24 protein-coding genes are annotated in these 26,329 nt (G+C 73.7%); 14 read left to right on the top strand and 10 right to left on the bottom strand.

Going from position 1 to position 26,329, the window contains the following annotated elements; genetic code table 11:
- Positions 1–66 precede the first annotated feature (66 nt).
- Complete coding sequence (locus E2C05_RS09120; RefSeq protein ID WP_158292029.1) at positions 67–762, bottom strand: Crp/Fnr family transcriptional regulator; 696 nt, start codon at positions 760–762, stop codon at positions 67–69.
- Positions 763–933: 171 nt separating this feature from the next.
- Here E2C05_RS09120 and E2C05_RS09125 point away from each other — a divergent pair, with 171 nt between their 5' ends.
- From E2C05_RS09125 to E2C05_RS09135, 3 genes are all read left to right on the top strand, one after another.
- Complete coding sequence (locus E2C05_RS09125) at positions 934–2,364, top strand: amidase (protein ID WP_133219303.1); 1,431 nt, start codon at positions 934–936, stop codon at positions 2,362–2,364.
- Positions 2,365–2,401: 37 nt separating this feature from the next.
- Entirely contained in the window at positions 2,402–3,286 is an 885-nt protein-coding gene (locus E2C05_RS09130; protein WP_133219304.1) for a fumarylacetoacetate hydrolase family protein, read from the top strand.
- A gap of 245 nt (positions 3,287–3,531) precedes the next feature.
- Positions 3,532–4,506, top strand: coding sequence for a tripartite tricarboxylate transporter substrate binding protein (locus E2C05_RS09135; protein ID WP_133219305.1), 975 nt, complete (start codon positions 3,532–3,534; stop codon positions 4,504–4,506).
- A 178-nt stretch (positions 4,507–4,684) separates the two neighbouring features.
- On the opposite strand, the gene E2C05_RS09140 is transcribed toward E2C05_RS09135, so the two are convergent.
- A complete protein-coding gene (locus E2C05_RS09140; RefSeq protein WP_205082766.1) occupies positions 4,685–5,140 on the bottom strand; it encodes a hypothetical protein in 456 nt (151 codons plus the stop codon).
- Positions 5,141–5,332: 192 nt separating this feature from the next.
- On the opposite strand from E2C05_RS09140, the gene ispH reads away from it, so the two are divergent.
- The 4 genes from ispH (at position 5,333) to E2C05_RS09160 (ending at position 9,131) form a co-directional block, all read left to right on the top strand.
- Positions 5,333–6,316, top strand: a complete 984-nt coding sequence (ispH, locus tag E2C05_RS09145; protein WP_133219307.1) for a 4-hydroxy-3-methylbut-2-enyl diphosphate reductase — start codon at positions 5,333–5,335, stop codon at positions 6,314–6,316.
- Positions 6,317–6,380: 64 nt separating this feature from the next.
- A complete protein-coding gene (locus tag E2C05_RS09150) occupies positions 6,381–7,361 on the top strand; it encodes a homoserine kinase (protein ID WP_133219308.1) in 981 nt (326 codons plus the stop codon).
- Positions 7,351–7,800: a ribonuclease HI gene (rnhA, locus tag E2C05_RS09155; RefSeq protein WP_133219309.1), complete on the top strand. Its 450-nt coding sequence runs from the start codon at positions 7,351–7,353 to the stop codon at positions 7,798–7,800. The genes E2C05_RS09150 and rnhA overlap by 11 nt, the downstream gene beginning before the upstream one ends.
- 107 nt (positions 7,801–7,907) lie before the next feature.
- A complete protein-coding gene (locus E2C05_RS09160; protein ID WP_133219310.1) occupies positions 7,908–9,131 on the top strand; it encodes an NADP-dependent isocitrate dehydrogenase in 1,224 nt (407 codons plus the stop codon).
- A 164-nt stretch (positions 9,132–9,295) separates the two neighbouring features.
- On the opposite strand, the gene glpK is transcribed toward E2C05_RS09160, so the two are convergent.
- Positions 9,296–10,810 (bottom strand): glycerol kinase GlpK, encoded by a 1,515-nt coding sequence (glpK, locus tag E2C05_RS09165; protein WP_133219311.1) that lies wholly within the window; start codon positions 10,808–10,810, stop codon positions 9,296–9,298.
- A gap of 257 nt (positions 10,811–11,067) precedes the next feature.
- On the opposite strand from glpK, the gene E2C05_RS09170 reads away from it, so the two are divergent.
- Positions 11,068–11,526, top strand: a complete 459-nt coding sequence (locus E2C05_RS09170) for a nuclear transport factor 2 family protein (protein ID WP_133219312.1) — start codon at positions 11,068–11,070, stop codon at positions 11,524–11,526.
- Positions 11,527–11,696: 170 nt separating this feature from the next.
- On the opposite strand, the gene E2C05_RS09175 is transcribed toward E2C05_RS09170, so the two are convergent.
- Positions 11,697–12,008: an HU family DNA-binding protein gene (locus E2C05_RS09175; protein WP_133219313.1), complete on the bottom strand. Its 312-nt coding sequence runs from the start codon at positions 12,006–12,008 to the stop codon at positions 11,697–11,699.
- Between the two features lie 285 nt (positions 12,009–12,293).
- On the opposite strand from E2C05_RS09175, the gene E2C05_RS09180 reads away from it, so the two are divergent.
- Entirely contained in the window at positions 12,294–13,418 is a 1,125-nt protein-coding gene (locus E2C05_RS09180) for an AI-2E family transporter (protein ID WP_200305658.1), read from the top strand.
- 143 nt (positions 13,419–13,561) lie between these two features.
- Here the strand turns inward: E2C05_RS09180 and E2C05_RS09185 are convergent, their stop codons facing one another.
- Entirely contained in the window at positions 13,562–14,182 is a 621-nt protein-coding gene (locus E2C05_RS09185; protein WP_133219314.1) for a DUF882 domain-containing protein, read from the bottom strand.
- An 842-nt stretch (positions 14,183–15,024) separates the two neighbouring features.
- Between E2C05_RS09185 and E2C05_RS09190 the strand changes: the two genes are divergently transcribed.
- Positions 15,025–16,158, top strand: coding sequence for a DNA topoisomerase IB (locus tag E2C05_RS09190; protein WP_133219315.1), 1,134 nt, complete (start codon positions 15,025–15,027; stop codon positions 16,156–16,158).
- Between the two features lie 366 nt (positions 16,159–16,524).
- Here the strand turns inward: E2C05_RS09190 and E2C05_RS09195 are convergent, their stop codons facing one another.
- The 3 genes from E2C05_RS09195 to E2C05_RS09205 form a co-directional block, all read right to left on the bottom strand.
- The gene (locus E2C05_RS09195; RefSeq protein ID WP_133219316.1) at positions 16,525–18,096 is read right to left on the bottom strand and encodes a GMC family oxidoreductase; all 1,572 of its coding nucleotides are present in this window, start codon (positions 18,094–18,096) and stop codon (positions 16,525–16,527) included.
- Between the two features lie 80 nt (positions 18,097–18,176).
- Positions 18,177–18,488: a putative quinol monooxygenase gene (locus E2C05_RS09200; RefSeq protein WP_133219317.1), complete on the bottom strand. Its 312-nt coding sequence runs from the start codon at positions 18,486–18,488 to the stop codon at positions 18,177–18,179.
- Between the two features lie 59 nt (positions 18,489–18,547).
- Entirely contained in the window at positions 18,548–20,050 is a 1,503-nt protein-coding gene (locus E2C05_RS09205) for a deaminase (protein ID WP_205082768.1), read from the bottom strand.
- A gap of 321 nt (positions 20,051–20,371) precedes the next feature.
- On the opposite strand from E2C05_RS09205, the gene E2C05_RS09210 reads away from it, so the two are divergent.
- The 4 genes from E2C05_RS09210 (at position 20,372) to E2C05_RS09225 (ending at position 23,755) form a co-directional block, all read left to right on the top strand.
- Complete coding sequence (locus E2C05_RS09210) at positions 20,372–20,593, top strand: hypothetical protein (protein WP_133219319.1); 222 nt, start codon at positions 20,372–20,374, stop codon at positions 20,591–20,593.
- 439 nt (positions 20,594–21,032) lie between these two features.
- Entirely contained in the window at positions 21,033–21,794 is a 762-nt protein-coding gene (locus E2C05_RS09215; RefSeq protein WP_133219320.1) for an SDR family NAD(P)-dependent oxidoreductase, read from the top strand.
- A 91-nt stretch (positions 21,795–21,885) separates the two neighbouring features.
- Positions 21,886–23,115 (top strand): MFS transporter, encoded by a 1,230-nt coding sequence (locus E2C05_RS09220; protein ID WP_133219321.1) that lies wholly within the window; start codon positions 21,886–21,888, stop codon positions 23,113–23,115.
- A 232-nt stretch (positions 23,116–23,347) separates the two neighbouring features.
- Positions 23,348–23,755: a hypothetical protein gene (locus E2C05_RS09225; protein ID WP_158292031.1), complete on the top strand. Its 408-nt coding sequence runs from the start codon at positions 23,348–23,350 to the stop codon at positions 23,753–23,755.
- Positions 23,756–24,042: 287 nt separating this feature from the next.
- Here the strand turns inward: E2C05_RS09225 and E2C05_RS09230 are convergent, their stop codons facing one another.
- Positions 24,043–25,278 carry a CaiB/BaiF CoA transferase family protein gene (locus tag E2C05_RS09230; RefSeq protein WP_133219323.1) on the bottom strand — a complete coding sequence of 412 codons (1,236 nt, stop codon included), beginning with the start codon at positions 25,276–25,278 and terminating at the stop codon, positions 24,043–24,045.
- A complete protein-coding gene (locus E2C05_RS09235; RefSeq protein ID WP_133219324.1) occupies positions 25,275–26,234 on the bottom strand; it encodes a hydroxymethylglutaryl-CoA lyase in 960 nt (319 codons plus the stop codon). The genes E2C05_RS09230 and E2C05_RS09235 overlap by 4 nt, the downstream gene beginning before the upstream one ends.
- Positions 26,235–26,329 lie beyond the last annotated feature (95 nt).

Consider the following 26,329-nt stretch of genomic DNA (forward strand, 5'->3'; position numbering starts at 1 on the left):
GGCGCAGCCGGCGGCGGACCGGGGCCGCCCGCCCGGGCCCGCCGGCCCACCGGCCGGCGCGGCGCCCTACCGCCTGCCGAAGGCGAATGCCGCCAGCGCCTCGGGCTCCAGCACCGCCATCCGGTTATAGCCCAGGCGGACCCAGCCCTTCGCCTCGAACTCCGCCAGGGTGCGGTTGACCAGGTCGCGCGACGCGTTCGACATCTGCGCCAGCTCCGTCTGGGTCAGGCAGATATCGCCGGTGCGGCGCAGCGCCCCGTCCTCCTTCGCGCCGCTGACCCGCAGCAGCACCGCGCCGACGCGGCGGTCGGCGCGACGGATCATCAGGTCGGTGACGTTGGTGAGCGACAGCTTCACATAAGTCTGGGCGATGCTGCTGAGCCGGCGCGCCGCGTCCGGATCCGTCCGGATCAGGTCGCGCATCGCCTCGATCGGCACATGCAGCGCATGCGACGTCTCCATCGCCCGGATGCTCGCCATGCGATCCGTGCCGCGGAGCGCCGGGCCTTCCCCGAACCACCAGCCGGGATGCAGCAGGTGCGACAGGTGCGGCCCCGTATGCTCGGTGCACAGATAGGTGCCGAAGGACCCGGCGGCGATGCCATAGAACCCGCCCGGCGGATCGCCGTAGCGGAACACGTAGTCGCCCTTGGCGAACCACTGCAGCTCCGCCGGCGCCAGCAGCGCCGCCTGGAATCCGGGATCCTCCGCCGCCAGCCACCCCCGCGACAGCACCACCGCCACCGCTTCCGCGCGGTCCATCCGGCCCCCCGACCGCGAAACATGCCCGGGCAGGATCTTTTGGAACCGCCGAAGTGTCAAATGATCTATGCGACATAATGCAATGACCTGCGCCCATCCGCCTCGCCGCCACGGCCCTTCCGCCGCCGGGACGGGCGGCGCAGATTGCCAGGCCATGGCCCAGGACGCGCGATGACCTCCACCGACCCCGCCTTGATGTCCGCCGAGACGCTGCTCGGCCTCTATGCCCGCCAGGCGCTGTCGCCGGTGGAGGCGCTGCAGGCGGTGCTGCAGCGGGTCGCGCTGTACAATCCCTGGGTCAATGCCTTCGCCGCCATGAACCCGCGCGCCCTGCAGCAGGCCGGGGAGAGCGAGGCGCGATGGATGGCCGGCCGGCCCATCGGCCTGCTGGATGGCGTGCCGGCCACGGTGAAGGACCTGCTGAACCTCGCCGGCTTCCCGACCCGCCGCGGCAGCAAGACGACGGATGCCACCCCGGCGACGGAGGATGCGCCGGCGGTGCTCGGCCTGAAACAGGCCGGCGCCGTCATCCTGGGCAAGACCACCACGACGGAATTCGGCTGGAAGACGCCGGGCGACTGCCCGCTGCACGGCATCACGCGCAATCCCTGGAACCGCGACCGCACGCCGGGCGGGTCCTCCAGCGGCGCCGGCGCGGCGGGCGCGGCCTGCTTCGGGCCGCTGCATGTCGGCACCGATGCCGGCGGATCCATCCGCATCCCGGCGGCCTATTGCGGCCTGGTCGGGGTGAAGCCGAGCTTCGGCCGGGTGCCGCAATGGCCGCTGGGCGCCTTCGCCAATGTCGCCTGCGCCGGCCCGATGGCGCGCACCGTGCGCGACGCCGCGCTCATGCTCTCGGCCATGGCGCGGCACGACCTGCGCGACCCCTTCTGCCTGCCGGACGAGCCCCGCGACTGGCGCCAGGGGATCGAGCAGGGTGTCGAGGGACTGCGCGTCGCCGTCGTCCGCCGGCTCGGCTTCGAGCCGCCGCTCGACGCGGACGGCGCGGCGGCGCTGGACGGCGCGGCCAGGCTGCTGGAGGCGCAGGGGGCGCTGGTGGAGGACGCCGATCCGGGCCTGCCCGACACCCGCGCCATCTTCGGCCGGGTCTGGGGCGTGGCGCTGGCCCGCCAGGTGGCGACGATGCCGGCGGAGAAGCGCCCGCTGCTCGACCGCGGCCTGGAGGAGGTGGCGGAGCGCGAGGGCGGCATGCCCGCGACCGATTTCCTCGGCGCCGAGGCGCTGCGGATCGAGGCGGCGCATGCCATGGCCCGCTTCCACCAGCGCTTCGACATCGTCCTGACCGCGGCGACGCCCACCGCCGCCTTCGCCGCCGACCAGCCGACCATCCGCCCGACCGAGGCATTGTGGCGCGACTGGGCGCCCTGGACCTTCGCCTTCAACCTGACGCGGCAGCCCGCCATCAGCGTCCCCATCGGCCTCGACGAGCACGGGATGCCGCGGGCGGTCCAGGTGGCGGCGGCGCTCTACCGGGACGACCTGGCCTTGCGCGCCGCCCGGGCGCTGGAGCGCGCGGCGGAACTGCCGATCGCCGTCCCGGGCGCGGCCCCGGGCGCCGCACCCCTGGCGAAACCGGGCTGATCCTGCTTCACGGCGCCAAACGGGAAAGGGAATTCGGATGCGCCTCGTGACCTTCAGGAAGCCGCACCGGCTGGGCACCCATATCGGCGCGTTGCGGGCCGATGGCGCGGTGCTCGACCTCGCCGCCGCCTCGCCGGCGCTGGAAGGCGGGCACATGCCGGCCTTCATCGCCGGCGGCGCGGCGGCGCTGCAGCATGCCCGCGACGCGATGGCGCGGGCGCCGGTCGCGGAGGGCGCGGCGCTCTGCGCCCCCATCCCCCGGCCGCCGAAGAACGTCTTCTGCGTCGGCAAGAACTACCACGAGCATGCGAAGGAATTCGCTGGCAGCGGCTTCGACGCCAGCGCGAAGGAAGTGGTGCCGGAGGCGCCGGTGGTGTTCAGCAAGCCGGCCACCGCCATCATCCCGACCGGCGAGACCATCCCGGCGCATCTCGACCCCACCAACTCCACCGACTACGAGGGCGAGCTGGCCGTCGTCATCGGCCATGGCGGGCGCGGCATCCGCGCCGCCGACGCGCTGCGGCACGTCTTCGGCTACACCATCGTCAACGACGTCACCGCCCGCACGCTGCAGCACCGCCACCGGCAATGGGTGCTGGGCAAGGGCATCGACGGCTTCTGCCCGATGGGCCCGGCCATCCTGACCGCCGATGAGGTGCCGGACCCGCGCGCGCTGCGGGTCATCACCCATGTGAACGGGGAGAAGCGCCAGGATGCCTCGGTCGCCGACCTGATCTTCGACATCCCGACCCTGATCGAGGCGATCTCCGCCGGCATCACGCTGGAACCCGGCGACATCATCGCCACCGGCACGCCGGTCGGCGTCGGCATCGGCTTCAGCCCGCCGAAATTCCTGCAGAAGGGCGATGTGGTGCGGGTGGAGGTGCCCGGCATCGGGGTGCTGGAGAACCCGGTGGGCTGAGCCCGCGGCGGGCAGCGACCGCGGGCGAGGCCGGGCCACCGCCCGCACCGGAACCCGCGCCGGCCCGGCGGCTGCGCTCCCGCGCCTGGCCAGCGGGCGGGACCAGGACGGGTCCGGGCGCGGCCCGTGGGCCGCGCCGGGCGTGGCCCCTTACCGCGACCCATCGCGCCGGTTGGTCCGGGGCCGCCCCTTCCCTCGGCCGCCCGCTGCCGCGAAGCTGCCGGCACGCGTTCCGGGAGGACATCATGCATCGCCGCCCCGTGCTGGCCGCGCTCGCCGCGGCAGCCCTGCCGCGCCGCGGCATCGCCCAGGCCACCGACTTCCCCAGCCGCGCCGTCACCATGGTCGTCGCCTTCCCGCCCGGCGGGCAGGGCGATGTCGTGGCACGGCCGGTCGCAGCGGGGCTGGAGCGGCTGTGGCGGCAGCCGGTGCCGGTGGTGAACCGTCCCGGCGCCGCGGGGGAAGTCGGCAATGCCGCGGTAGCCCGGGCGGCGCCGGATGGCCACACCCTGCTGATGGGCCTGTCCTCCCTGGCGGTGATCCCGGAAGCGGCCAGGCTGTTCGGCCGCCAGCCGGCCTATGAGCTGGACCAGTTCGCGCCCATCGCGCTGTTCACCGCCGACCCGACCTTCCTGGCGGTACCCGCCTCGGCGCCCTGGCAGACGCTGGAGGAGTTCCTGGCCGATGCGAAGCGGCGGCCGGGGCAGATCGCCTACTCGTCCTCGGGCAATTACGGCGCGCTGCACGTGCCCATGGCCATGCTGACCACCGCGGCCGGGCTGGACCTGCTGCATGTGCCCTTCCAGGGCGGCGGGCCGGCGCTGACCGCCCTGCTGTCGGGCCAGGTCATGGCACTGGCCAGCGGCCCGGGCCCGATCACCCCGCATCTCCGCAGCGGCGCGGTGCGCGTGCTGGCAAGCTGGGGCGCCCGGCGCATCCCAGGCTTCGAGTCGGTGCCCACCCTGCAGGAACGCGGCTTCGCCACGGCGGAATACTATATCTGGGCCGGCGCCTTCGCCCCCGCCGGCACCCCTGCCCCGCTGCGCGAATCGCTCCGGCAGGGCATGGCGGCGGTGGCGCGCGACCCGGATGTGCAGCGGGCCCTCGCCGCCGCCGGCAACGGCCTGGACTACCGCGACGGGGAGGCCTTCGACGCCTTCCTGCGCACCGACACCGCGCGGCTGGTGCAGGCGGTGCAGCGGATCGGCAAGGTGGAATAGCGCCCAGGCCGGCCGCCCCGGGGCCGGCCGCCGCCCCGGCCGGTGCGGATCGGCGCACCGCATGGACCGCCCGAGGCGGGGGCCGGCTGGGCGAAGCGGGGAACCTGGGACGGGGCGTCGCCCGCGAAGGCGATCCGCCGCGCCTCCGCTCCACTTGGCAATCCGGCGCCGCCTGGCCTCAGCGCGGCCCGCGGCGACGGTTCTGCACCAGTTCATCCTCGGTCAACTCGAAGGAGACCAGGATGCGGTAGTCGTTCGCCCGGCGGGTCTCGCTCACCGGCAGGTTCAGGGTCACCGCCCCGCCCTCGACCGAGACGCGGGTCTCGTTGCGGGCGAAATTCACCCGGTCGAGGAAGCTGCGGCGGCTCAGGATCCGCTCGTCCTGCGCATTCACCACCGCGACGAACCAGGGCAGTTCCACCACGCGGCCCTCGGTCCCCGCGCCGCGCTCCACCACGAAGGCGGGTGTCAGGGTCACGTCGATGCTGCGGCCGTTCCGCCCCGGGCTGCAGCCGCCGCTGAGCCCGGTGAGCCGCCCGTCCCATTCCAGCGTCGTCAGGTCCCGCACAGCGCCGGGGCGGTAGCGGGTCAGGTCGGCGCCGTCGGCGATCAGCCCCGGCCGGGGGCAGGCCACCGGCAGCCGTGAATTGCTCGTGTCGCCGCACCCGGCAAGCGCCAGAATCCCCAGCGCGGCCAGGACAAACCTCCACCCCATCCCCATCTTCCCCCTTGAGCCGCAGGGCCCGGCGACTAGTGTGCCCACAAGGCGCACAGCCGGCCGGCCCACGGCCTGGCATTTTCCGCGGCCCGCGAGCGAATCCGACCCATGGACCAGATCACAACCGCCCGCCCGATCGCAGACGGCAGCGGGAAGCCCCGCCTGAACGTCCTGCTGGCCGGGCCCCGTGGCTTCTGCGCCGGTGTGGACCGCGCGATCAAGATCGTCGAGGAGGCGATCCGCCGCTACGGCGCGCCTGTGTATGTCCGGCACGAGATCGTCCACAACCGCTTCGTGGTGGAAAGCCTGGAACGCCAGGGCGCCATCTTCGTCGAGGAGCTGGACGAGGTACCGGACGACGCCCCGGTGGTGTTCAGCGCCCATGGCGTCCCGAAGGCCGTCCCTGCCGAGGCATCCCGGCGAAAGCTGTTCTACCTGGACGCCACCTGCCCGCTGGTCAGCAAGGTCCATCGCGAGGCCGAGCATCATTTCGCCCGCGGCCGGCACATCCTCCTCATCGGCCATGCCGGCCACCCCGAAGTTGTCGGCACCATGGGCCAGCTGCCGGACGGCGCGGTGACCCTGGTGGAGGATGAGGAGCATGCCCGCAGCGTGCCCGTCCCGGACGGGATGCCGCTGGCCTTCATCACCCAGACCACCCTGTCGGTCGACGACACCGCCGGCATCGTGGCGGCGCTGCGCGAGCGCTTCCCGGGGGTCCATGCCCCGGCCAAGGAAGACATCTGCTACGCCACCACCAACCGCCAGGCGGCGGTCAAGGCGATCGCCCCGCGGGCGGCGCTGATGGTGGTGGTGGGTGCGCCGAACTCCTCCAACTCGCTCCGCCTGGTCGAGGTGGCGGAGCGGGCCGGCTGCCCCAAGGCGGTGATGGTCCAGCGCGGCCGCGACCTGGATCTGAGCCTCGCCACCGGCCTCGGCACCATCGGCATCACCGCCGGCGCCAGCGCGCCGGAAGTGCTGGTGGAGGAGGTGCTGGCCCGGCTGCGCGAGCGCTTCGACGTCGCCATCGAGGAGGTGGTGGTCGCCGAGGAGCGGATCACCTTCAAGCTGCCGGCCGGCCTGAACGCCTGAGACGCCAGGGGCGGCGGGCCTGCCGCCCCTCCCGGCCGGCGCGCGGGCGCGTTACAACTCCGCGATGGCCGTCTACACCGAAGTCACCGACGAGGCGCTGCGCAGCTTCCTCGCCGACTATCCGCTGGGCACGCTGCGCGCCTTCCGCGGCATCGCCGAGGGCGTGGAGAATTCCAACTACGCCCTGAAGACCGAGGCGGGCGACTTCATCCTGACGCTCTACGAGAAGCGGGTCGACCCGCGCGAGCTGCCCTGGTTCCTGGCGCTGATGGAGCACCTGGCGGCGCGCGGGATGGCCTGCCCGCTGCCGGTGAAGGCGCTCGATGGCCAGCCGCTGCGGACCCTGGCGGGGCGGCCGGCGGCGATCTGCACCTTCCTCGCCGGGGTCTGGCCGCGCCGGGTGCGGCCGGAGCACTGTGCCCCGCTGGGCGATGCGCTGGCCCGGCTGCACCTGGCCGGCGCCGATTTCCTGGAGACCCGGCCAAACGGGCTGGGGCCGCCGGCCTGGGCCCCGCTGCTCGACCGCTGCCGCCCCGGCGGCGATGCGGTGCAGGCCGGGCTGATCGCGGAACTGGATGCCGCGCTGGCCGGCATCCTGGCGGCCTGGCCGGCCGAGGGCGCGCTGCCGACCGGGCAGATCCATGCCGACCTCTTCCCCGACAACGTCTTCTTCCTGGACGGCGAGGGTGGGACGCCGCGCGTGTCCGGCCTGATCGACTTCTACTTCGCCTGCACCGACCTGCTGGCCTATGATATCGCGGTCTGCCTGAATGCCTGGTGCTTCGAGCCCGACGGATCCTACAACGTGACCAAGGCGCATGCGCTGCTGGCGGCCTACCAGCGGCTGCGGCCGCTCTCGGCCGCCGAGCGCGCGGCGCTGCCGGTGCTGTGCCGCGGCGCCGCCATCCGCTTCCTGCTGACGCGGCTGTATGACTGGACGGCGACGCCGGCCGGCGCGCTGGTGACGCGCAAGGATCCGCTGGAATACCTGCGCAAGCTGCGCTTCTTCGCCCGTGCCGAAGGACCTGCCTCCCTTGGCCTCTGAGGAACGGCAGTCGGTCGAGATCTGGACCGATGGCGGCTGCAAGCCCAATCCCGGCCCGGGCGGCTGGGCGGCCATCCTGCGCTACGGGGAGGTGGAGCGGGAGCTGTCCGGCGCCGACCCGGCCACCACCAACAACCGCATGGAGCTGACCGCGGCGATCAGCGCGCTTGAGGCGCTGAAGCGCCCCTGCACGGTGGTGCTGCACACGGACAGCGAATATGTCCGCAACGGCATCAGCCGCTGGATCAATGGCTGGGTCCGCAACAACTGGCGCAACGCCGCCAAGGACCCGGTGGCGAACATGGAGCTGTGGCAGCGCCTGCTGGCCGCGGCCAAGCCGCATCAGGTCGAGTGGAAATGGGTGCGCGGCCATGCCGGCGACCCGATGAACGAAAGGGCCGACCGGCTGGCGACGGAGGCCCGGCGGACCCTGGGGTGAGCGGCCCTTGCCGCTGCCCCGCCCGGATGCGAATGTCCGCCCGTCTCAGCACGAACCCGGATGCATCCGCGCGGCGCTGCCGCACCGGGGAACCATGAGGTCGAGTTATGGCGAAGATCAAGGTGAAGACCCCCGTCGTCGAAATGGACGGCGACGAGATGACCCGCATCATCTGGGGGTTCATCAAGGAGAAGCTGATCCTTCCCTACCTCGACATCGACCTGAAGTACTATGATCTGGGCATCGAATACCGGGACCAGACCGATGACCAGGTGACGGTGGACGCGGCCAACGCGACGAAGCAGTACGGCGTGGGCGTCAAGTGCGCGACCATCACCCCGGACGAGGCGCGGGTGAAGGAGTTCGGCCTGAAGAAGATGTGGCGGAGCCCGAACGGCACCATCCGCAACATCCTGGACGGCACCATCTTCCGCGAGCCGATCATCTGCAGCAACGTGCCGCGCCTGGTGCCGCACTGGTCGAAGCCGATCGTGGTCGGCCGCCATGCCTATGGCGACATCTACCGCGCCGCCGAGACCAAGATCCCCGGCGCCGGCAAAGCGACGCTGACCTGGACGCCGGCCGGCGGCGGCGATCCCATCACCCTCGAGGTCACCAACTTCCCCGATGGCGGCGGCGTGCTGATGGGCATGCACAACACCCGCAAGAGCATCGAGGGCTTCGCCCGCGCGTCCTTCAACTACGGCCTGGCGCGCGGCTATTCGGTGTACTTCTCGCACAAGAACACGATCCTCAAGGCCTATGACGGCGAGTTCAAGGACATCTTCCGCCGCATCTACGACGAGGAGTTCGCCAGCAAGTTCAAGGCGGCCGGCCTGACCTACGAGGACCGGCTGATCGACGACATGGTCGCCACGGCCCTGAAGTGGGAAGGCGGCTATGTCTGGGCCTGCAAGAACTACGACGGCGACGTGCAGTCCGACATCGTGGCGCAGGGCTTCGGATCGCTCGGCCTGATGACCTCCGTCCTGCTCTCCCCCGATGGAAACACGGTGGAGTCCGAGGCGGCGCATGGCACGGTCACGCGCCACTACCGCGAGCACCAGAAGGGCCGGGAGACGAGCACCAACCCGATCGCCTCGATCTTCGCCTGGACCCGCGGCCTGCAGTACCGCGGCAAGTTCGACGGCACGCCGGACGTCACCGCCTTCGCCGAGATGCTGGAGAAGGTCTGCGTCCAGACGGTCGAGAGCGGCCAGATGACCAAGGACCTGGCGATCCTGATCGGCAAGGACCAGCCCTACCTCAACACCCAGGCCTTCCTGGCGAAGATCGACGAGAACATGCAGAAGGCGATGGCCAAGGCCTGAGCCCCGCGCGGCGCCGGAACGGGGGGGCGGGTCCGCGAGGGCCCGCCCCCTTTCGCGTTCGATGCCGTCCGGCAGGCAGGCCGGCCGATGCGGCCCTGGCATCGGGCGCGCCGCCGCCGCACACCCTTGGGCGTGACGGCGCCAGCGGCACCGCCATGCCGACATCAGTACCCGGCCGACAGCGTCCGCCGCACCGCCCGCTGCCAGCCGGCATAGGCCGAAGCCCGCTCGGCCTCGGCCATCGCGGGCGCGAAGCGCCGTTCCAGCCGCCAGGCCGCGGCGAATTCCTCCGGCGGCGGACAGAGCCCGGCCCGCAGCCCGGCCAGGTAGGCGGCGCCCAACGCCGTCGTCTCCCGCACCACCGGCCGATCCACCGGCGCGCCCAGGATGTCGGCCAGGAACTGCATCGCCCAGTCGGAGGCGACCATGCCGCCATCCACGCGCAGGACGCTGTCGCCGCCGGCCGCCCCGGCAACCCCGTCGATGTCGGCCTGCATGGCCTCCAGCAGGTCGCGGGTCTGGTAGCCCACGCTCTCCAGCGCCGCCCGGGCGAAGTCGGCCGGGCCGGTGCCACGGGTCAGGCCATGGATGGCCCCGCGCGCCTCCGCGTCCCAATGCGGCACGCCCAGGCCGACGAAGGCCGGCACCAGGTAGCACCGCATGGCCGGGTCGGCCTGCGCCGCCAGCCGCCCGCTCTCGGCGGCATCCTTGATGACGCCGAGGCCGTCCCGCAGCCACTGCACCGCGGCGCCGGCGACGAAGATCGCGCCTTCCAGCGCATAGGTACGCCTGCCCGCAAGCTGGTAGGCGATGGTGGTCAGCAGCCGGTGGCGGGAGGCGACCGGCGCGTCGCCGGTGTTCAGCAGGGCGAAGCAGCCGGTGCCATAGGTGGATTTCAGCATGCCGGGCCGGAAGCAGGCTTGGCCGACCGTGGCCGCCTGCTGGTCCCCGGCGATGCCCAGCACCGGGATGGCGGCGCCCAGCAGCGCCGGGTCCGTCGTGCCGAAATCGGCGGCGCAGTCGCGCACCTCCGGCAGCATGCTCATGGGCACGCGGTGCAGGGCACACATGCCCGCGTCCCAGCGCCCGGCCCGGATGTCGAACAGCATGGTGCGGGCGGCGTTGGTCGCATCCGTCGCATGCACCCGCCCGCCGGTCAGGCGCCAGAGCAGGAAGCTGTCCACCGTGCCGAAGGCGAGGTCGCCGCGCTCCGCCGCCGCCCGCGCGCCTGCGACGTTGTCGAGCAGCCAGGTCACCTTGGTGGCGGAGAAATACGGGTCGATCAGCAGGCCGGTGGCGGCGGCGACCGCCTCGGCATGCCCGGCCTCCCGCAGCGCGGCGCAGGCCGACGCCGTGCGACGGTCCTGCCAGACGATGGCGCGGTGGATCGGCTTGCCCGTGCGGCGGTCCCAGACCAGCGTCGTCTCCCGCTGGTTGGCGATGCCGATGCCGGCGATGTCCTCCGGCCGCAGGCCGGCCTTGCCGATCGCCTCCCGCATCACGGCCAGCGACGTGTCCCAGAGGTCCTCCGGCGCATGCTCCACCCAGCCACTGGCCGGGTAGTGCTGCTGGAATTCCTGCTGCGCCACGGCGACCGGGGCGAGGTCCGGCGCGCGGAACAGGATGGCGCGGGTGGAGGTGGTGCCCTGGTCGAGGGCGAGGATATGGCCGGCCGGCATGCAGCGCGTCTCCCAGTCCACATGGGGGGGCACGGCCCGGGAGCGGCGCGGCCGGTCGGCCGTCGCCGCCGGCCATCCCCGGCCGTGGCGGACCGGCCCGATCCGTCCCTCCCCGACAGGCCGCCTGGCCCCGTTCAGGCCGCTATCCAGCGCCAGCGCGGGGCGCTTGCCAAGGCCGGGGCTGCGCGCGCCGGTCGTTCGGGACAGAATGCCGGCGCCGGCCAGGACCGGCGACAAGACCCAAGGGAGAGAACGCCATGATCCCCAGCCGACGCCAGGCGCTGCTCGGCGCCGCCACCGCCGCGCTGCTGCTGCCCGGCCTCGCCGCCGCGCAGGGCGGCAGCCAGGGCAACGACCAGGCGCAGGTCGCCCAGGCGGTGGAGGCGCTGACGAAGGCGATGCTGGCGGTGGACGCTGCGCAGCTTCGGGCGCTGACGCATCCGCGGCTCAGCTACGGGCATTCCGCCGGCCGCATCGAGACCCAGGCGCAATTCATCGCCTATCTGGAAGGCCGGCAATCGGCCTTCCGCACGATCCAGCTTTCCGAGCAGACGGTCGAGATCGTCTCCGACGAGGCCATCGTCCGGCACCTGTTCACCGGGGAGACGGTGGACCCGGCGGGCAAGGCGACGCCGGTGCGGATCGGCGTGCTGCAGATCTGGACCAAGGATGGCGGGCCGTGGCGGCTGCTCGCCCGCCAGGCCTACCGGCTCTAGCGGCAGGGCGGCCAGGGAGGCCGGCCAAGGGCAGGCCGGCGGCCTGCCGCACGGGCCATGCCGGCCAGCATGCGGGCTGGCCGGCATGGCCGTGGCGTCCGCCGCGCGGCCGCCACGCCAGCCCCGCCGGCGATGACGCGTGCAGACGCCAGGACGCCTGCCCGCCGGTATCAGCCCTTCGCGGCCTTCCGCTTCGCTTTCTTCATGCCGGCGAGCGCGGCTTCCTTCAGCGACGGGCTGGCCTTGAAGCGGACCGTGGCGCCGGCCTTCACCGCGACCTTCTCCCCGGTGCGGGGGTTCATGGCGGTCCGCTTCGGCGTCTCCCGCACGCTGAAGGACCCGAATTCGGGCAGGGTGAAGCGACCGGTGCTGATGATCTCCGCCTTGATGGCGGCGATGATCTCGCCGGCCAGCCGGCCAGCGGTGATCGCCGGCATATCGGCCGATTTCACGATGACGTCGGTGAGGAACTTCTTCGACATGCAGTGGACTCCTTCCGGGCGGCAACGTCATAGCCGAGAGATGTGTGCCCGTCAGGAGTCTCGTTGCATCGGATGCGCCGGAAGGGCCCGGGAACCGGGCCGGCAGGCGTCGACTCGCGCAAATTGCTGCACCCGGGCCACATCCCGGCCCGCGCCAGGGTGACCGCGGACCGGGCGGACGGCCCGCGATGCCCCCGGCGCCGCCGCGACTCGGGCCATGGCCGGCTGGCGACGGCCGGCGTTGAGGCCCCGCCGCCAGCCCCCGCGGCCAGCAAGGATTCCCGCATGAAGCATGATGCCGCGCCCCTCGATGCCATGCCCATGGATGCCATGCCGCTGGGGGCCGCGCCTCCGGGGGCCGCGCCGGAGCCGCCGCGCGAGGCCGGGGCGCGGCGCGCGCGCATCGCCTTCGCCATCGTGCTGGCCCTGCTCGGCCTCTGGACCCTGCACGGCTTCCTGCCGGCACTGGTCTGGGGCGCGATCCTCGCCATCGCGCTCTGGCCCTTCTATCGGCGGGTCCGGCGGCGCTGGCCGCCGCGCGGCCATGACATCCTCTGGCCGTCCGTCTTCACCGCCGGCGTCGCGCTGCTCTTCCTGCTGCCGCTCGGCCTGCTCCTGCTCCAGGCGGGGAAGGAGGCCGGGTCGCTGCTGCGCTGGGCGCAGGAGGCGCAGCGGAACGGCATGCCCGCGCCGCCCTGGCTGGCCACCCTGCCCTTCGGCGCCGCCCAGGTCAGCGCCTGGTGGCAGGACAACCTCGCCGATCCGGGCGCGACGGCGGAGCTTCTCGGCCGCCTGAACCAGGCGGAACTGCTCGGCCTCGGCCGGCAGCTGGGCGCCAACCTGCTGCACCGCGCGGTGCTGTTCGGCTTCGCCATCCTGACGCTGTTCTTCCTGTTCCGCGACGGGGAGGCGCTGGCGGCGCAGGTGCTGCGCGGCAGCGCCCGGGCGCTCGGCCCTTCGGGGGAGCGGGTGCTGCGGCAGATGGTCGCCTCGGTCCATGGCACGGTGGACGGGCTGGTGCTGGTCGGGCTGGGCGTCGGCGTGCTGCTGGGGATCGCCTATGCGGTGGCGGGCGTGCCGCACCCGACGCTGCTGGGCGCGCTGACCGCGCTGGCCGCCATGATCCCCTTCGGCGCGCCGGTCGTCTTCGGCGCGGCCGGGCTGGTGCTGCTGGCGCAGGGCGCCACGCTGGCGGCGGCCGGCGTGGTCGGCTTCGGCATGCTGGTGGTCTTCGTCGCCGACCATGCGGTGCGGCCGGCGCTGATCGGCGGCGCCACCCGCCTGCCCTTCCTGCTGGTACTGCTGGGGATCCTCGGCGGTGTCGAGGTCTGGGGGCTGCTCGGCCTCTTCCTCGGCCCGGCGATCATGGCCGCGCTGACGCTGCTCTGGCAGGAATGGACCGCGGCCTGACGCGGCAGGCGCGCCGTTCCTTCGGGTGGACGCCGCAGCCTAGCGCGGCTTCCGTTTGCCAGGGCTCACGGCAACCGGACTCGCCTTGTGATTCCGCGAGCCTCTTCACCCGATCAGGTAAGTCCACCTGATCGGGATCTGGTCTAGCGCGAACGGGTTTGCGCCCAGGCCTCCGCCATGCGCGCCAGGGGGTCGGCCGGCGCCGGCCGCGCCGCGGCCACGGCCACACCCTCCGGCAGGTCGCCCCAGGCGCGCACCGGACCGCTGTCCAGATGGACGAAATTGCGCCGGCCATAGATGCCGACGCCGCCGCGGCCGAGCTTGAGCGCCTGCTCGCCGAAGCCGGCCAGCCGCTCGGCCGGCAGCAGCACGTCCAGCGCGCCGGCACGCAGATGCTGGCTGTCGCCCGCGCCATGCACCAGGCGGTTGGTCTGCGGCGTGCGGTAGCCGGAGAGGATGGCCAGTTCCCCACCCAGGCCACTGCGCCGGGCAACCTCCCACAGCACCTCGATCGCCAGCGGGTCGAAGGGCATCACCTCGCCGCTGCGGGTATCGGCCAGCACGTCGGACAGTTCAGCCATCGCCCCGGGGTCGGGGCTGCGCCCGTCATGCCAGGATCCTGCGAAGCGCGCGCCGGTGGCGGCGTGGTGCAGCGCGATGCGTCGGGGCGCCGGCGACGCGGTTCGCCGCGGCGCGCCGGCCGCGAGGCCGGGCAGGAGGAGAAGCGCGGCAGGCGCCGCGTGCAGCAGGGACCGGCGATGCATCTCCGGTCTGGTACGCAGCGCAGGCCTGTCGGAAAACCCGTTGACGGCCGGATCGCACGGACCCGTGTCCACCCGGGCGCAGCCTGATGCCTTCGTGAAACGCTGCCTCAACGCATGGTCGAGCAGCCCTCATCGCCGCGCACGCGCAACGGCATGGCTGCGGCGCCGGTCGGCGTGATGCTGCGCGCCGCGCGTCGCGGCATCACGCCGGATCACGATGTCGGCTGCGCCCGGGCCAGCCCGTCGCGCCGGCGCATGGCGTCGCCGCCCGAGCGGTCCATCGATGCGGCGGCAGATGCGCGCCGGTCGCCGGCCATCATCGGCCGCGCCGGCAGCCTAGCCATCATGCGGCGCGCCGCCGGCCACGCGCGGGGCACGGCGATGCCATCGCATGCCGCAAGCCGGCAGGCCATGCCGTCGACGCCTTCGCCGCATGCACGCCATCCCGCGCGGCCTGGGCATGCCTCAGCCTCCGCGGCCACCCTGGCGACGCTGCACCCGCTGCCCGCGCATGCCACCGCCCGATCCGCGCCGCCTCGACCGGCCTGCCGACCGAAGCACGAAGTGTCGCGCGGCCGATCCCGGGCGGACCGTGCATGGTCGGGCGCATCCGCCGCATTCGGCAGCCGTTGGCGCCGCCGGCGGACAGCGACGTCCCCGTCGCCCTTCTCCCCATGGCCAGGCATCGCGCCTGACCCGTCCCGCGCCGCGGGTGCATGGACGCTCGCCGTCCTGCCCATGGACGATCCGCCGCCGGGTCCGCCAGGGCATGGCCGTCGTCGGAACCGTGCCGAAGCGGCCGGGTTGATGCGGGGCTTCCAGTCCGCAGGCCCCGACGCATCATGTCGACCGACACCATCCAGGACGCCCGCGCGGCCGCGAAAGCCGCAGCCCTCCGCCATGTCTCGGACGAGGCGCCCGGCATCGGCCGCCGCAGGATGGGCCGGCATTTCTCCTACCGCCTGCCGAAGGGCGGGCCGGTGAAGGACCCCACCACGCTCCGGCGCATCAAGGCGCTGGCCATTCCGCCCGCCTGGACCCAGGTGTGGATCTGCCCGCAGGACAACGGCCACATCCAGGCCACGGGCCGTGACGAGAAGGGCCGCAAGCAGTACCGCTACCACCCGCGCTGGCGGGAAACGCGGGATGCCGCGAAATTCGGCCATATGGTCGAATTCGCCCGCGCGCTGCCGCGCATCCGCGCCCAGGTGGAAGCGCATATGCGGCTGCCGGGCCTGCCGCGGCAAAAGGTGCTTGCCACCGTCGTCCGGCTGCTGGAGACGACGCTGATCCGCGTGGGCAACGACGACTACGCGAAGCAGAACGGCAGCTACGGCCTGACGACGCTGCGCAACCGCCATGTCAGCGTCGAGGGATCGAAGCTTCGCTTCCGCTTCAAGGGCAAGAGCGGGAAGGACTGGCAGCTGCAGGTCACCGACCGGCGTGTCGCGCGCATCCTGCGGGAATGCCAGGACCTGCCGGGGCAGGAGCTGTTCCAGTATGTCGATGAGGACGGGGAGCTGCGGTCGATCGATTCCAGCGACGTCAACGACTATCTCCGCGACATCGCGGGGGAGGATGTGACGGCGAAGGATTTCCGCACCTGGGCCGGCACGGTGCTGGCGGCGCTGGCGCTGCACGAGTTCGAGCGGTTCGACACCCAGGCCGCGGCCAAGCGCAACGTGAAGCGGGCGATCGAGCAGGTCTCGGCACGGCTGGGCAACACGCCGACCATCTGCCGCAAATGCTATGTCCATCCCGGCGTGCTCGACCTCTACATGGATGGCGGCCTGGCACTGCAGGTGAAGGCGGAAGCCGAGGCCGAGCTGACGGACGCCGCCGCCGGGCTGAAGCCGGAGGAAGCCGCGGTGCTCGGCCTGCTGATCGGGCGGCTGGCGCGGGACGGGTTGCCGGCGAAGAAGGCGGTGGTGCGCGCGGCGCCGAAGGCCCTGCAGGGCGCGGGTGCGCCGGCCTGATGCGGTCCGCCGGCCGCGCACGCACCGCCCCCGCCCCGATACAGCAGCCAGGCCGCGCCGCGGCATGCCCCCCGGCACGGCGTCGCTCCCATGCCGCCTGCCGCGTGCGCGCCCTGGCATCGGCGGCGGGCACCGAACGGCGCGGGGCCCGGCTGGCCGCCCGGCATCGCGGTGCCGGCACGGCGTCCGGCGATGGCCGCCTCGACGCCGTCGAAGACTCGCGCGAGGCCCCGGCCCTGGTGTCCTGCCCGCGAAATTCGCAGCCACCGGCTGCGAAGGCAGCGGATCAGCAGGCCACTGCAAACAAGGGCGAGTGGTCCGAACCGAAGGGCGCCGCCAGTGGCGGCGGACTTCGGATTCGGGACACTAGGACGCCGCCAGCATCCGCCGCGCCAGGGCCTCGCCGATCATCACGCAGGTGAAGTGCAGGTTGGCACGGCAGTCGCTCGGCATGATGGAGGCATCGGCCACCCGCAGCCCCTCCACCCCGCGCACCACGAGGTCCGGATCCACCACGCCGCGCGGGTCCTCATGGGCGGTCATGCGGCAGGTGCCGGCGGCGTGCTGGATGTCGCTGGCTTCCTGCAGCATCAGCGCGTCCAGCTCGGCATCCGGCAGGGCCGCCGCCTGCGGCATGGGCAGGCCGCTGTCGCCGAAGGCGATAGTCTCGGCGATGCCGGCGATCTCCGGCCGCGCGCAGAGCGCGGCCAGCCGCCGCACGCCGTCCCGCATCCGCAGGCGGTCGCGCGGATCGTCCAGCATGTTCTCCTCGACCACCGGATTCGCCTGCGGGTCGGCGGAGACCAGCCGCAGCTCGCCGCGCGAGAAGGCGTCGTAGAGCGCGACGCCGATGGCGCCGGACGGCGCCGGACGGGCGCCACCGAGGCCGCGATGGTTGTAGGCGATCAGGATCATGTCCCGCTCGCCGCCGCCGCCCAGGCCGCTGGAATACGTCACGCAGCAATTGGTGTGGCGGGCATCCGGGTCGGTGGCGGCATGGGCCGGCGTCAGCGCCATCGTGGCGCGCAGGATGGGATGGTCCATGAAGTGCCGCCCCACCGCTGGATTGTCGTGCAGCACGGGAATGCCCAGCGCCCGCAGCGCCGCCGCCGCCCCGATGCCGGACCGCATCAGGATCGCCGGGCTGTGGATGGCGCCGGCGCAGAGCACGACCTGCCGCGCCGGGATCACCTGCCAGTCCTCCGCACCCTCGAACCGCACCCGCACGCCGGTCGCGCGGCGGCCGTCGAACACCACGCGGTCCACCAGCGCGCCGCCGCGGATCTCGAGGTTGGGCCGGCCGCGCACCGGCTCCAGGTAGCCGTCATTCGTCGTCACGCGCTTGCCGTCGCGGCTGTTGATCGGGTTGCAGGACACGCCCTCGCCCTCCGGCGCGTTCAGGTCCGCCTTCCAGGGGTGGCCTGCGGCCAGCGCGGCATCGCGCAGCGCCAGGTCCACCGCCCCCCAGGCGGCGACGGGCGCGCGGTACACCGGCAGCGGCCCGCCACGGCGCATGCCGGGCTCGATGCCCGTATCGGCATCGTCCTCGATCGCGTCGAAGATCGGCAGCACGTCGCGGGCCGACCAGCCCTCGCAGCCTGCCTCGGCCCAGGCATCGAAGGCGGCGGGCACGCCGCGGATGGCGATCTGCGCATTCACCGCCGAGGAGCCGCCGAGCGCCCGGCCTCGCCAGTAGAATTTCGGCGCCTGCGCCCGGGTGCGGCGCGTCATCAGCCCGGGCCATTGCCAGGCGGCTTGGTGCGCCGGGTCATGCATGAAGGGGATGATGTTGGCACTGCGCAGCGCCGGCGGCGCCTCGGCGCTGCGCCAGTCGCGGCCGGCTTCCAGCAGCAGCACGCGCCGCCGCGGATCCTCGGACAGGCGGGCGGCCAGCGGCGCGCCGGCCGAACCGGCGCCGACCACGATCACGTCATGCATGCGGGCAGTCCCTCTCACCTAGCGGGGAGCTTACCCGCCGGGCGGGCCGGGCAAAGCCCCGGCCCGCCCGCGCCGCGCGCTCAGCCGGCCGGCGTCAGCACATGGATGACGCGGCTCTCGATCATCTCCCGCGTCTTCGCGGCATAGGCGGCCATGTGCGGCGCCGCGCCATGCGCCTTCAGGTGGTCCATGCTCTCCCACTTCTCGATCACCACGAAGGTGTCGGGACCGAAGGGCGTCTGGATCTTGCCCGCCCCCTCGGCATCCACCGCCGGGCCGTATTCGATGCAGCCCGCCTCGGCGTGCACGGCGGGCATGTTGGCGCGGAAATGGCCCAGGATCTCCTCCCGCTTGCCGGGCTTGGCGGTGATGATGGCGAGCACATGGATCATGGCCTGGCGTTCCTCCTGCTTGGCGGCCGCAGGCTAGGCCGCACCGCCGGCCCTGCCAATCATCCCGCCTCGCCGAAGCGGCCGGCGATGCGCGCCTCCAGCGCGCGATAGCCCTCGGTCAGCGGGCGGCGATTCTCGAAGGCATCCAGCGGCGCCTCCAGCAGGTGGCCGCTCATCGGGTCCTTGACCTCGCCGTCCTTCAGGAAGGCGCGGCGGAACAGCCGCGGCGCGGCGCCGACATAGGGGCGAAAGCAGACGCGGTGCGGCCCGGGCCTGCCCTGCCGGCGTGCCACGCTGGGCGGCACCCAGCCCGCCTCCGGCAGGGTGATGCTGTCGGCATGCAGCGCCAGCGCCTTGCTCTTCAGGTAGGGCTCGATGAACTGCACCTCGTCGACCCCCGCCGCCACGATGTGCCGCGCGCAATTGTGGCAGGGGAAGGTCGTCACGAAGAGCCGTCCGCCGATGGTCGAGACGCCGCGCCGCGCCGCCGAGATCAGCGCATCCATCTCGGCATGGACGGACCGACTGAACTCGACCAGATGGCCGAGGCGGGAGCGGCGGAGGCGGCGGGACAGGTCGGCGCGGCGGGCGGGATCGCCGACATCCACGCCCTGCTCCTCCAGCAGGTCCAGCACATGGTCCACCAGCCGGTTGCGCTCGTCGGTGTTGCGGCAGAAGCCGCCCAGCGCATGGCAGCGGCCGCGCTCCACCTCCGCCGGGTCGTCCGTGCCCTCCCCGTACAGGCCGCCGCCGGCCCGCGGCACCTCGTTGCAGCCGGTGGAGAGAAGCTGCCCGTCCTGGCCGACCAGCACGGCGCCGACCTGGCGCGACAGGCACGCGCTGCCCAGCCGCGCGGCATAGGCGTGGTACATCGCCTGCTCCGCCCCGGTCGGGCGCAGCATCGGCCGGTCGGCGCGCACCAGCGAGAGGAAGCGGGCGAGGTCGGCGGTGACCGGCCAGGCATCCAGCACCTCGTCCTCCACCGCCGTGTCCGGCAGCGCGGCGGAGCTGTCCAGGTAGAAATCGGCGTAGCGGAAGGTGTCGGCGACGCGCTGCCCGTGCTCCCGCCCGCCATCCTCGTCACGGCCCATGAAGTCCTGCACCGCGCGCGCCGCCGCCGGATCCGCCGGCGCGAAGCCGTATTTGCGCATCAGCCGGGCATGCCGCGTGCCCTCGTCGCAGACCACGCCCAGCAGCCAGAAGGCCTCGCCATAGACCGAGCGGAGCAGCTGCACCTCGGCCGGATGGCGCAGCGCGTCGCACACCGCGACCACCGGGCCGCCGGCGGCCCGCGCCGCATGGATCGCGCCGATCATGCCGGCGGCGACGAAGGCGTTGTCGTTTTCCTGGCGCAGCCGGCTGCCGATTTCCTGCAGCGCGCGGAAGCGGCGGATCGGCGGTTCCGATTCCGCCGCCGCCCAGGCCAGCGGCGCGGCGCGCTGCAGAACGTCCCGCGCGCGGATGGCGACCGATTCGCAACCCGACCGCGACAGCAGCCGTCGCAGCACTCTCCCGACGGAGGATGCGCCGGCCCCGACCGCGCCGACCAGCCCGATCACCATGTCGGGACTCTGCGCCGCACGGGCCATGGCTAGCGCGTCCACCCGTGCGATCGTGCCCCCCGGCCCTGCCATGTCCGACCCCTGCGACCCTGCGGGATGCTGATATTTTCCTGGATCCGCCGCCATCTCGGCCGGGCCATTGCGAAGCATCATGCCCTCACATGGAACATCCGTTCGTTCTTCCCACCAACCGGTTAGCGTTCTAAATGATGCGCGAAGGCGGGGCATCTTTGGCGCCTCTCGACCGCGTGATATGGCCCGCCAGGACCCCGATCCCCGGGGTTCGTTGAGTCTGCTTCTCGAACGGTAAGCCCCGCACGAATGTCAGCCAGCATCATTGGAAAGAACGGCCCGGCAATCCCGCCCAGCAATCCGCGCAGCTACGAGGTGAAGGTCCAGCGCCAGCCCCTGCCGCCGCGCCGGTGGCATTGGCTGATCGTCGAGGAGGCGACGCAGGTCGTGGTGCAGCAGAGCCGCGAGACCTTCCCCAGCGCCCAGGAAGCCTGGGCCGGGGGCCGCAAGCGCCTCGGCAAGCCGGCCTGACCGCAGGGCCTGGTCCCCGGCGCCGCCGGGGAATGCCGGCCGTACCGGGCCGGCCGCCACCGGGCGGTGCCCGCCCGGCCGGGCCTCGTCCCGCCGGGCGCCGCCCCCTGCCCCACGCTGCCGTTTCCGGGGCCGCTGCCGGCGGGGCCCGGGTTCCGGGTGGGCGCCGCGCCGCCCGCATCCCCGCCCCAGGAAAAGCCCTTCTCCCCTCGGCGGCCGGGATCGCCGTCGCCGCAAGGCCCCCGGCGCCGCGCGCCGAGGCCAGCACCCGGACCGCCCCCAAAGGACCCCTGCGCAGGCCCGTGGCGCCCCCCGCCCCGCTGCGCCCGTCGTCCCGGCCCCGGACGTCACCATCCCCTGTCCACCCCATGGCTCGCCCGGCGTTGACCCCCACCGCCACGCGGGGGAGGGTCTGCCCAGCATGGCGGGAGGGCAGGATATGGAGCTTCGGGGCATCGCGGCGCTGGTCACCGGCGGCGGCTCCGGCCTCGGCGCCGCGACGGCCGAGGCCCTGGCGGCAGCCGGCGCGAAGGTCGTCGTCCTCGACCTGAAGGCCGAGGCGGCGGAGGCCGTCGCCGCCCGCATCGGCGGCGCCGCGGCGGCCGGCGACGTCGCCGACCCGGCAGCGGTCGAGGCGGCGCTCGACCGCGCCGCTGCCCTCGGGCCGTTGCGGCTGGCGGTGTCCTGCGCCGGCATCGCCCCGCCAGCCCGGGTGGTGGGGCGCGACGGGCCGCACGACCTGGCGCTGTTCGAACGGGTGATCCGGGTGAACCTGATCGGCACCTTCAACGTCCTGCGCCTGGCGGCGGCGCGGATGCAGGCGACCGAGCCGGACGGGCCGGATGGCGAGCGCGGGCTGATCGTGAACACCGCCTCCATCGCCGCCTATGAGGGGCAGTTCGGTCAATGCGCCTATGCCGCCAGCAAGGCCGGCGTGGTGGGCCTGGCCCTGCCGGCCGCCCGCGAACTGGCCCGGAGCGGCATCCGGGTGATGACCATCGCGCCCGGCCTGATGGAGACGCCGATGCTGGCCGGCCTGCCCGACCCGGCACGGGAGGCGCTGGTGAAGCTGCCGCTCTTCCCCCGCCGGCTGGGTGCCGGGGAGGATTTCGCCCGGCTGGTGCTGGCGATCGCCGGCAACCCGATGCTGAACGGCGAGACCATCCGGCTCGACGCCGCGCTGCGCCTCCCGCCGCAATAGTGGCGGGCGCCGCCATGGGCCCGGCCGGCACCGGGCCATCCCGGGCGGCGCCGCAAGGCGTTGCCGGGCATGGCCGGCCGCCCGGACCGCCATGCCGGGCGCCGGTGCGGAGCACGACGCCCGGCTGGACCCGCCCCTGATGCTTGCCGGCCTCGGCGCCGCGTTGGCGGCCACCACCGCCGCCCAGGCCCTGGCGACGCTGACGGTCTTCGTCCTGCCGGTCCTCGCCCCGCTCGCCGCCCGCGACCTCGGCGCCGCGCCGCACTGGGTCGGCTGGCAGGTCGCCATCGTCTATTGCGCCGCCAGCGCCACCTCCTTCCTCTCGGCCGGGGCGCTGCGGCGCTGGGGCTCGGCCCGCTGCACCCAGGCGGCGCTGGCCGCCGCCGGCCTCGCCTGCCTGCTGCTCCTGCTCTTCGGCCTCGTCGGCGCGGCGCTCGGCGCCGTACTCATCGGCCTCGGCTACGGGCTGACCAACCCGGCCGCCACCGAGGTCCTGGCCCGCCTCGCCCCGCCCCGCCGCCGCGCAATGATCTTCGCCATCAAGCAGACCGGCGTGCCGATCGGCGGGACGCTGGCGGGCCTGTTGCTGCCCTCCCTGGCCGGGGCGCTAGGCTGGCGCGGCGCCATCCTCGCCCTCGCCCTGGTGCTGCTGCTGGCGGCGGCGGGCTTCGGCGTGTTCGACCGCCCCTGGGCGGCGGAGCGCGATCCGGGGGCGCGCCTGATCGCCGGGGCCGGCGGCGGCTGGCGGGCGCTGCGGGACCGGCCGGGGCTGCCCGGCCTCGCCGCGATCTCGGGCCTCTATTCCGGCTTCCAGCTGGCGCTGGGCACCTACACCGTGGCGATGCTGGTCGAGGAGTTCGGCTGGACGCCGGTGGCGGCCGGCCTCGCGGCCGCGACGACCCAGGCGGTGGGGGCGGCGGCGCGGCTGGGCTGGGGCGCCCTGGCCGACCGCTGGGGCGACGGGCCGCGGATCCTGGCGCTGATCGGCGGCATCACCGTGCTCGGCGGCCTGCTGGTGCCGCTCGCTCCCGCCTGGCCGGCCGGCGCCGTCATCCTGCTGTTCTGCCTGCTGGGCGGCAGCGCCGCCGGCTGGAACGGGGTGCTGATGGCGGAAGCCGCCCGGCTGGCCGCCCCCGGCAGGGCGGGCGAGGCAGCCGGGGCCGTGCTGGCGATCGCCTTCGCCGGGGTGGTTGTCGGCCCCTCGCTGCTCGGCGCCCTGGTAGCCGCCGCCGGGTCCTATGCCCTGGCCTTCGCCCTGCTCGCGGCCCTGCCGGCGCTGGGCGCCATGATCGCCTGGCGCGCATCGCGGCACCGAATGTAGCGTAAATTTGCGTACCGTTCATTTTCGAGCAAGCCCGGATGTGCGCTAGCGCACATCGCGCGCGGTCCCGTGATGGCATGGAGATCGGGCGAACAACCTGTGCGGCAGTATCGGGCCGCCCTGCGAACGGAGAGCGCGCATGGCTAAGGATACCCCGGCAGACCGGACCCCGTTGCGCCGGGCCCGCCGCGGCCCGCCGCCGCGCCTCTACGTCATTGCCAGGCAATCGCCAGTGCCGTGGCTGCGCATCCGGCGGCTGACCGAGGCCGACCGTCCTGCCCTGGCGGCGCATCTGGCCGGCCTCGAACCCCGGATCCGCGGGCGCGGGCCGGACCAGGGGACCATCGCCGAATGCTGCGCCGCGCTCGACTTCCGCGCGACCGTCCTGTTTGCCGCCATGGCCGGCAATGCGGCGATCGCCGTCGCATGCGGCGCAACGACACCGGGCGGCGAGACGGTGGTCACCGCGACCGAGGATGCCAGCTACCGCCAGCGCGGCCTGGCCGCGATGCTGGACCAGCAGGTGCGCGGCGCCGGCCCGGCCGGCGGCGGGGAAGCGGCGGCCAGCCTGCAGATGCTCATGCGCGCGCTTGGCGGCGCCGACGGCGGCTGGCAGGACAGCGCGGTCGCCGTCGCCTGACGGCGACCGCCGGCGGCCTCGCCCGCGACCGGCGCGGCAGGCCCGGGCCAGGCGGGCATGGCCGAGCGTCACGCGTCACCGTGCCGGGGTCCAGCGCCCTGGCCGCGCCTAGGCGGAGCCGAAGCGCCCCTCCCCTCTGCCCCGCCGGGGCATGCCGACCATCGGCCCCGCCCGGGCTGCAGGACCGGCCGGCAACTGGAGACCCCGAAACGGCCCCGGCCGGCCGTGGGCGCCCGGCGCGGCTGTCGCCCCGGGGCCGCCCCTCGGCGGTCGGGCGAGGCCGCCGGTCAGGCCAGGGGCGGCGAGGCTGCCACCACCACCCCGGCTGCCGACAGGGCGGTGATCTCCGCTGCGCCATAGCCGGCCTCCGCCAGCACCTCGGCATTGTGCTCGCCCATGCGGGGCGGCTGGCGGCGCAGCCGGACGCGGGCACGGTCGGCGCCGAATTCCAGCGGCAGGGCGGGCAGGCCGAAGCGGGCGCCGCCGCCCAGCGCCGAGATGGCGGTCTCGAGCAGCCCCTCCCCCGCCGCCAGATGCGGATCCTCGAACAAATCGGCCGGCTGGCCCACCGGCGCCCATGAGATGCCGGCCCCGTCGCACAAGCGCTCCACCTCCGCCTGCGGCCGGCCTCCGAGCGCCGCCTGCAGGGCGGGCAGCAGCCAGGACCGCTCCTGCGCCCGCTGCGCATTGGTGGCCAAGCGCGGGTCCGCGGCCAGCGAAGCCAGGCCGAAGGCCTGGGTGAAGCGCGCCCATTGCTGGTCGCTGGTCACGCCGATGAAGAGCGGCCCGTCGGCGGTCTGGAAAACGTCGTAGATGCCCCAGGCGCCGCGCCGGGCCGGCATGGGCGGCGGCGGCTCCCCGGTCGCGGCGAGGCCGGCCATGTGGCTGCCCATCAGGAAGACCGCGCTTTCGAAGAGCGAGGAGCAGACGCGCTGGCCCTGCCCGGTCGCGTCGCGTTCCCGCAGCGCCGCCAGCACCGCCGTCACGCCGAAGACCGCGCCGAGGATGTCGATGATCGAGGCGCCGGCGCGCAGCGGGCGGCCGGGCGGGCCGGTCATGTAGGCGAGGCCGGACTGGAACTGCACCACCTCGTCCAGCGCCGGGCGATGCTCGTAGGGCCCGGCGAGGAAGCCCTTCAGCGCCAGGTAGACCAGGCGCGGGTTCACCGCCCGCAGCTGCTCCCAGCCGCAGCCCAGGCGTTCCATGGTGCCCGGGCCGTAATTCTCCAGCACGATGTCGGCCTGCGCCGCCAGGCGATGCGCCGTCGCCCGCCCCTCCGGCCGCTTCAGGTCCAGGGCCAGGCTGCGCTTGTTGCGGTTGAAGGTGGCGAAGAAGCCGGAGGCGAAGCCGGGCAGCCGCCGCGTGTGGTCGCCATGCGGCGCCGGCTCGATCTTCACCACCTCGGCGCCCAGGTCGGCCAGGACGAGCCCGGCGCAGGGGCCCATGATGGTGTGGCTGAACTCCAGCACCCGCAGCCCTCGCAGCGGCTGCGGGCCGTCCCCCGGGCGGCCTGTGCCGCTCATGCGGCGCGCCGGCGGAAGGCGTCCAGGCTGCCGGCGCGCAGCAGCTCGGAAGGCAGCTGGTGGCCGACGATGCGCTCGGCCAGCCGCCCGACCTCGATCAGCGCGTCGAGATCGACGCCGGTGGCGATGCCCATCTCCTCGCAGAGCAGGACCAGCTCCTCGGTGCAGATATTGCCCGCGGCGCCCTTCTGGCCGGCGAAGGGGCAGCCGCCCAGCCCGCCCACGGTGGTATCGAATTTCGTCACGCCCAGGCGCAGCCCGGCATGGGCATTGGCCACCGCCAGGCCGCGCGTGTCGTGCAGGTGCAGGCCGATGCGCAGATGCGGCCAGCGCTCCCGCACCGCGCCGATGCCGCGCTCGATCCGGATCGGCGTCGCCCAGCCCATGGTGTCGGCGAGCGAGAGGTCGGTGATGGTGACGCCGGCCTCCTCGGCGATCGCCAGTCCGTCCGCGACCGTGCTGACCACCTGGGCGGGAGGGATATCGCCCTGGTAGTTGCAGCCGAAGGCGGCCATGACGCCGAGCCGCGTGACCGGCACCCCCGCCGCCAGATGCACCGCGGTCTGCTTCCGCATCGCCTCCAGGTTCTCGGCATGGCCGCGATTGAGGTTCTTGCGGGAGAAGGCGTCGGAGGCGGCGAGGGAGATGGAGCCGGTGATGCCCAGCCTGTCCTTGAAGGCCAGCGCGCGGTTCAGGCCGCTCTCGTTGAACCAGAGCGCGGCGTAGCGCACGCCGTCCTTCGGCGCGAAGCCGCCGCAGACCGCTTCGGCATCCGCCCAGCCCGGCACCAGGCGCGGATTGACGAAGGAGCAGACCTGGATGTGTTGCAGCCCGGTGCCCGACAGCGCATCCACCAGCGCGACCTTGTCCGCGGTTGGGATCGGCCCCGGCTCGATCTGGAAGCCCTCCCGCGGGCCTTCCTCATGAATCTCGACGGTCCTGGGCAGGTCGGACATGGGCGGCCCCTCCACGGCATTCGTGCCGGGCAGAGTGGCGCGGCGGCGGCGGCGGCGGAAGAGGCCGGCGCCACGCTTCCCGCCGATGCGCAGCC

The sequence above is a fragment of the Paracraurococcus ruber genome (genome assembly GCF_004353985.1).
GTDB classification, from domain to species: domain Bacteria; phylum Pseudomonadota; class Alphaproteobacteria; order Acetobacterales; family Acetobacteraceae; genus Paracraurococcus; species Paracraurococcus ruber.

Coding starts and splice junctions, on each gene's coding strand:
- E2C05_RS09120 (WP_158292029.1), bottom strand. CDS start 762: ATGGACCGCGCGGAAGCGGTGGCGGTGGTGCTGTCGCGGGGGTGGCTG.
- E2C05_RS09125 (WP_133219303.1), top strand. CDS start 934: ATGACCTCCACCGACCCCGCCTTGATGTCCGCCGAGACGCTGCTCGGC.
- E2C05_RS09130 (WP_133219304.1), top strand. CDS start 2,402: ATGCGCCTCGTGACCTTCAGGAAGCCGCACCGGCTGGGCACCCATATC.
- E2C05_RS09135 (WP_133219305.1), top strand. CDS start 3,532: ATGCATCGCCGCCCCGTGCTGGCCGCGCTCGCCGCGGCAGCCCTGCCG.
- ispH (WP_133219307.1), top strand. CDS start 5,333: ATGGACCAGATCACAACCGCCCGCCCGATCGCAGACGGCAGCGGGAAG.
- E2C05_RS09150 (WP_133219308.1), top strand. CDS start 6,381: ATGGCCGTCTACACCGAAGTCACCGACGAGGCGCTGCGCAGCTTCCTC.
- E2C05_RS09160 (WP_133219310.1), top strand. CDS start 7,908: ATGGCGAAGATCAAGGTGAAGACCCCCGTCGTCGAAATGGACGGCGAC.
- glpK (WP_133219311.1), bottom strand. CDS start 10,810: ATGCCGGCCGGCCATATCCTCGCCCTCGACCAGGGCACCACCTCCACC.
- E2C05_RS09170 (WP_133219312.1), top strand. CDS start 11,068: ATGATCCCCAGCCGACGCCAGGCGCTGCTCGGCGCCGCCACCGCCGCG.
- E2C05_RS09175 (WP_133219313.1), bottom strand. CDS start 12,008: ATGTCGAAGAAGTTCCTCACCGACGTCATCGTGAAATCGGCCGATATG.
- E2C05_RS09180 (WP_200305658.1), top strand. CDS start 12,294: ATGAAGCATGATGCCGCGCCCCTCGATGCCATGCCCATGGATGCCATG.
- E2C05_RS09185 (WP_133219314.1), bottom strand. CDS start 14,182: ATGCATCGCCGGTCCCTGCTGCACGCGGCGCCTGCCGCGCTTCTCCTC.
- E2C05_RS09190 (WP_133219315.1), top strand. CDS start 15,025: ATGTCGACCGACACCATCCAGGACGCCCGCGCGGCCGCGAAAGCCGCA.
- E2C05_RS09195 (WP_133219316.1), bottom strand. CDS start 18,096: ATGCATGACGTGATCGTGGTCGGCGCCGGTTCGGCCGGCGCGCCGCTG.
- E2C05_RS09200 (WP_133219317.1), bottom strand. CDS start 18,488: ATGATCCATGTGCTCGCCATCATCACCGCCAAGCCCGGCAAGCGGGAG.
- E2C05_RS09205 (WP_205082768.1), bottom strand. CDS start 20,050: ATGGTGATCGGGCTGGTCGGCGCGGTCGGGGCCGGCGCATCCTCCGTC.
- E2C05_RS09210 (WP_133219319.1), top strand. CDS start 20,372: ATGTCAGCCAGCATCATTGGAAAGAACGGCCCGGCAATCCCGCCCAGC.
- E2C05_RS09215 (WP_133219320.1), top strand. CDS start 21,033: ATGGAGCTTCGGGGCATCGCGGCGCTGGTCACCGGCGGCGGCTCCGGC.
- E2C05_RS09220 (WP_133219321.1), top strand. CDS start 21,886: ATGCCGGGCGCCGGTGCGGAGCACGACGCCCGGCTGGACCCGCCCCTG.
- E2C05_RS09230 (WP_133219323.1), bottom strand. CDS start 25,278: ATGAGCGGCACAGGCCGCCCGGGGGACGGCCCGCAGCCGCTGCGAGGG.
- E2C05_RS09235 (WP_133219324.1), bottom strand. CDS start 26,234: ATGTCCGACCTGCCCAGGACCGTCGAGATTCATGAGGAAGGCCCGCGG.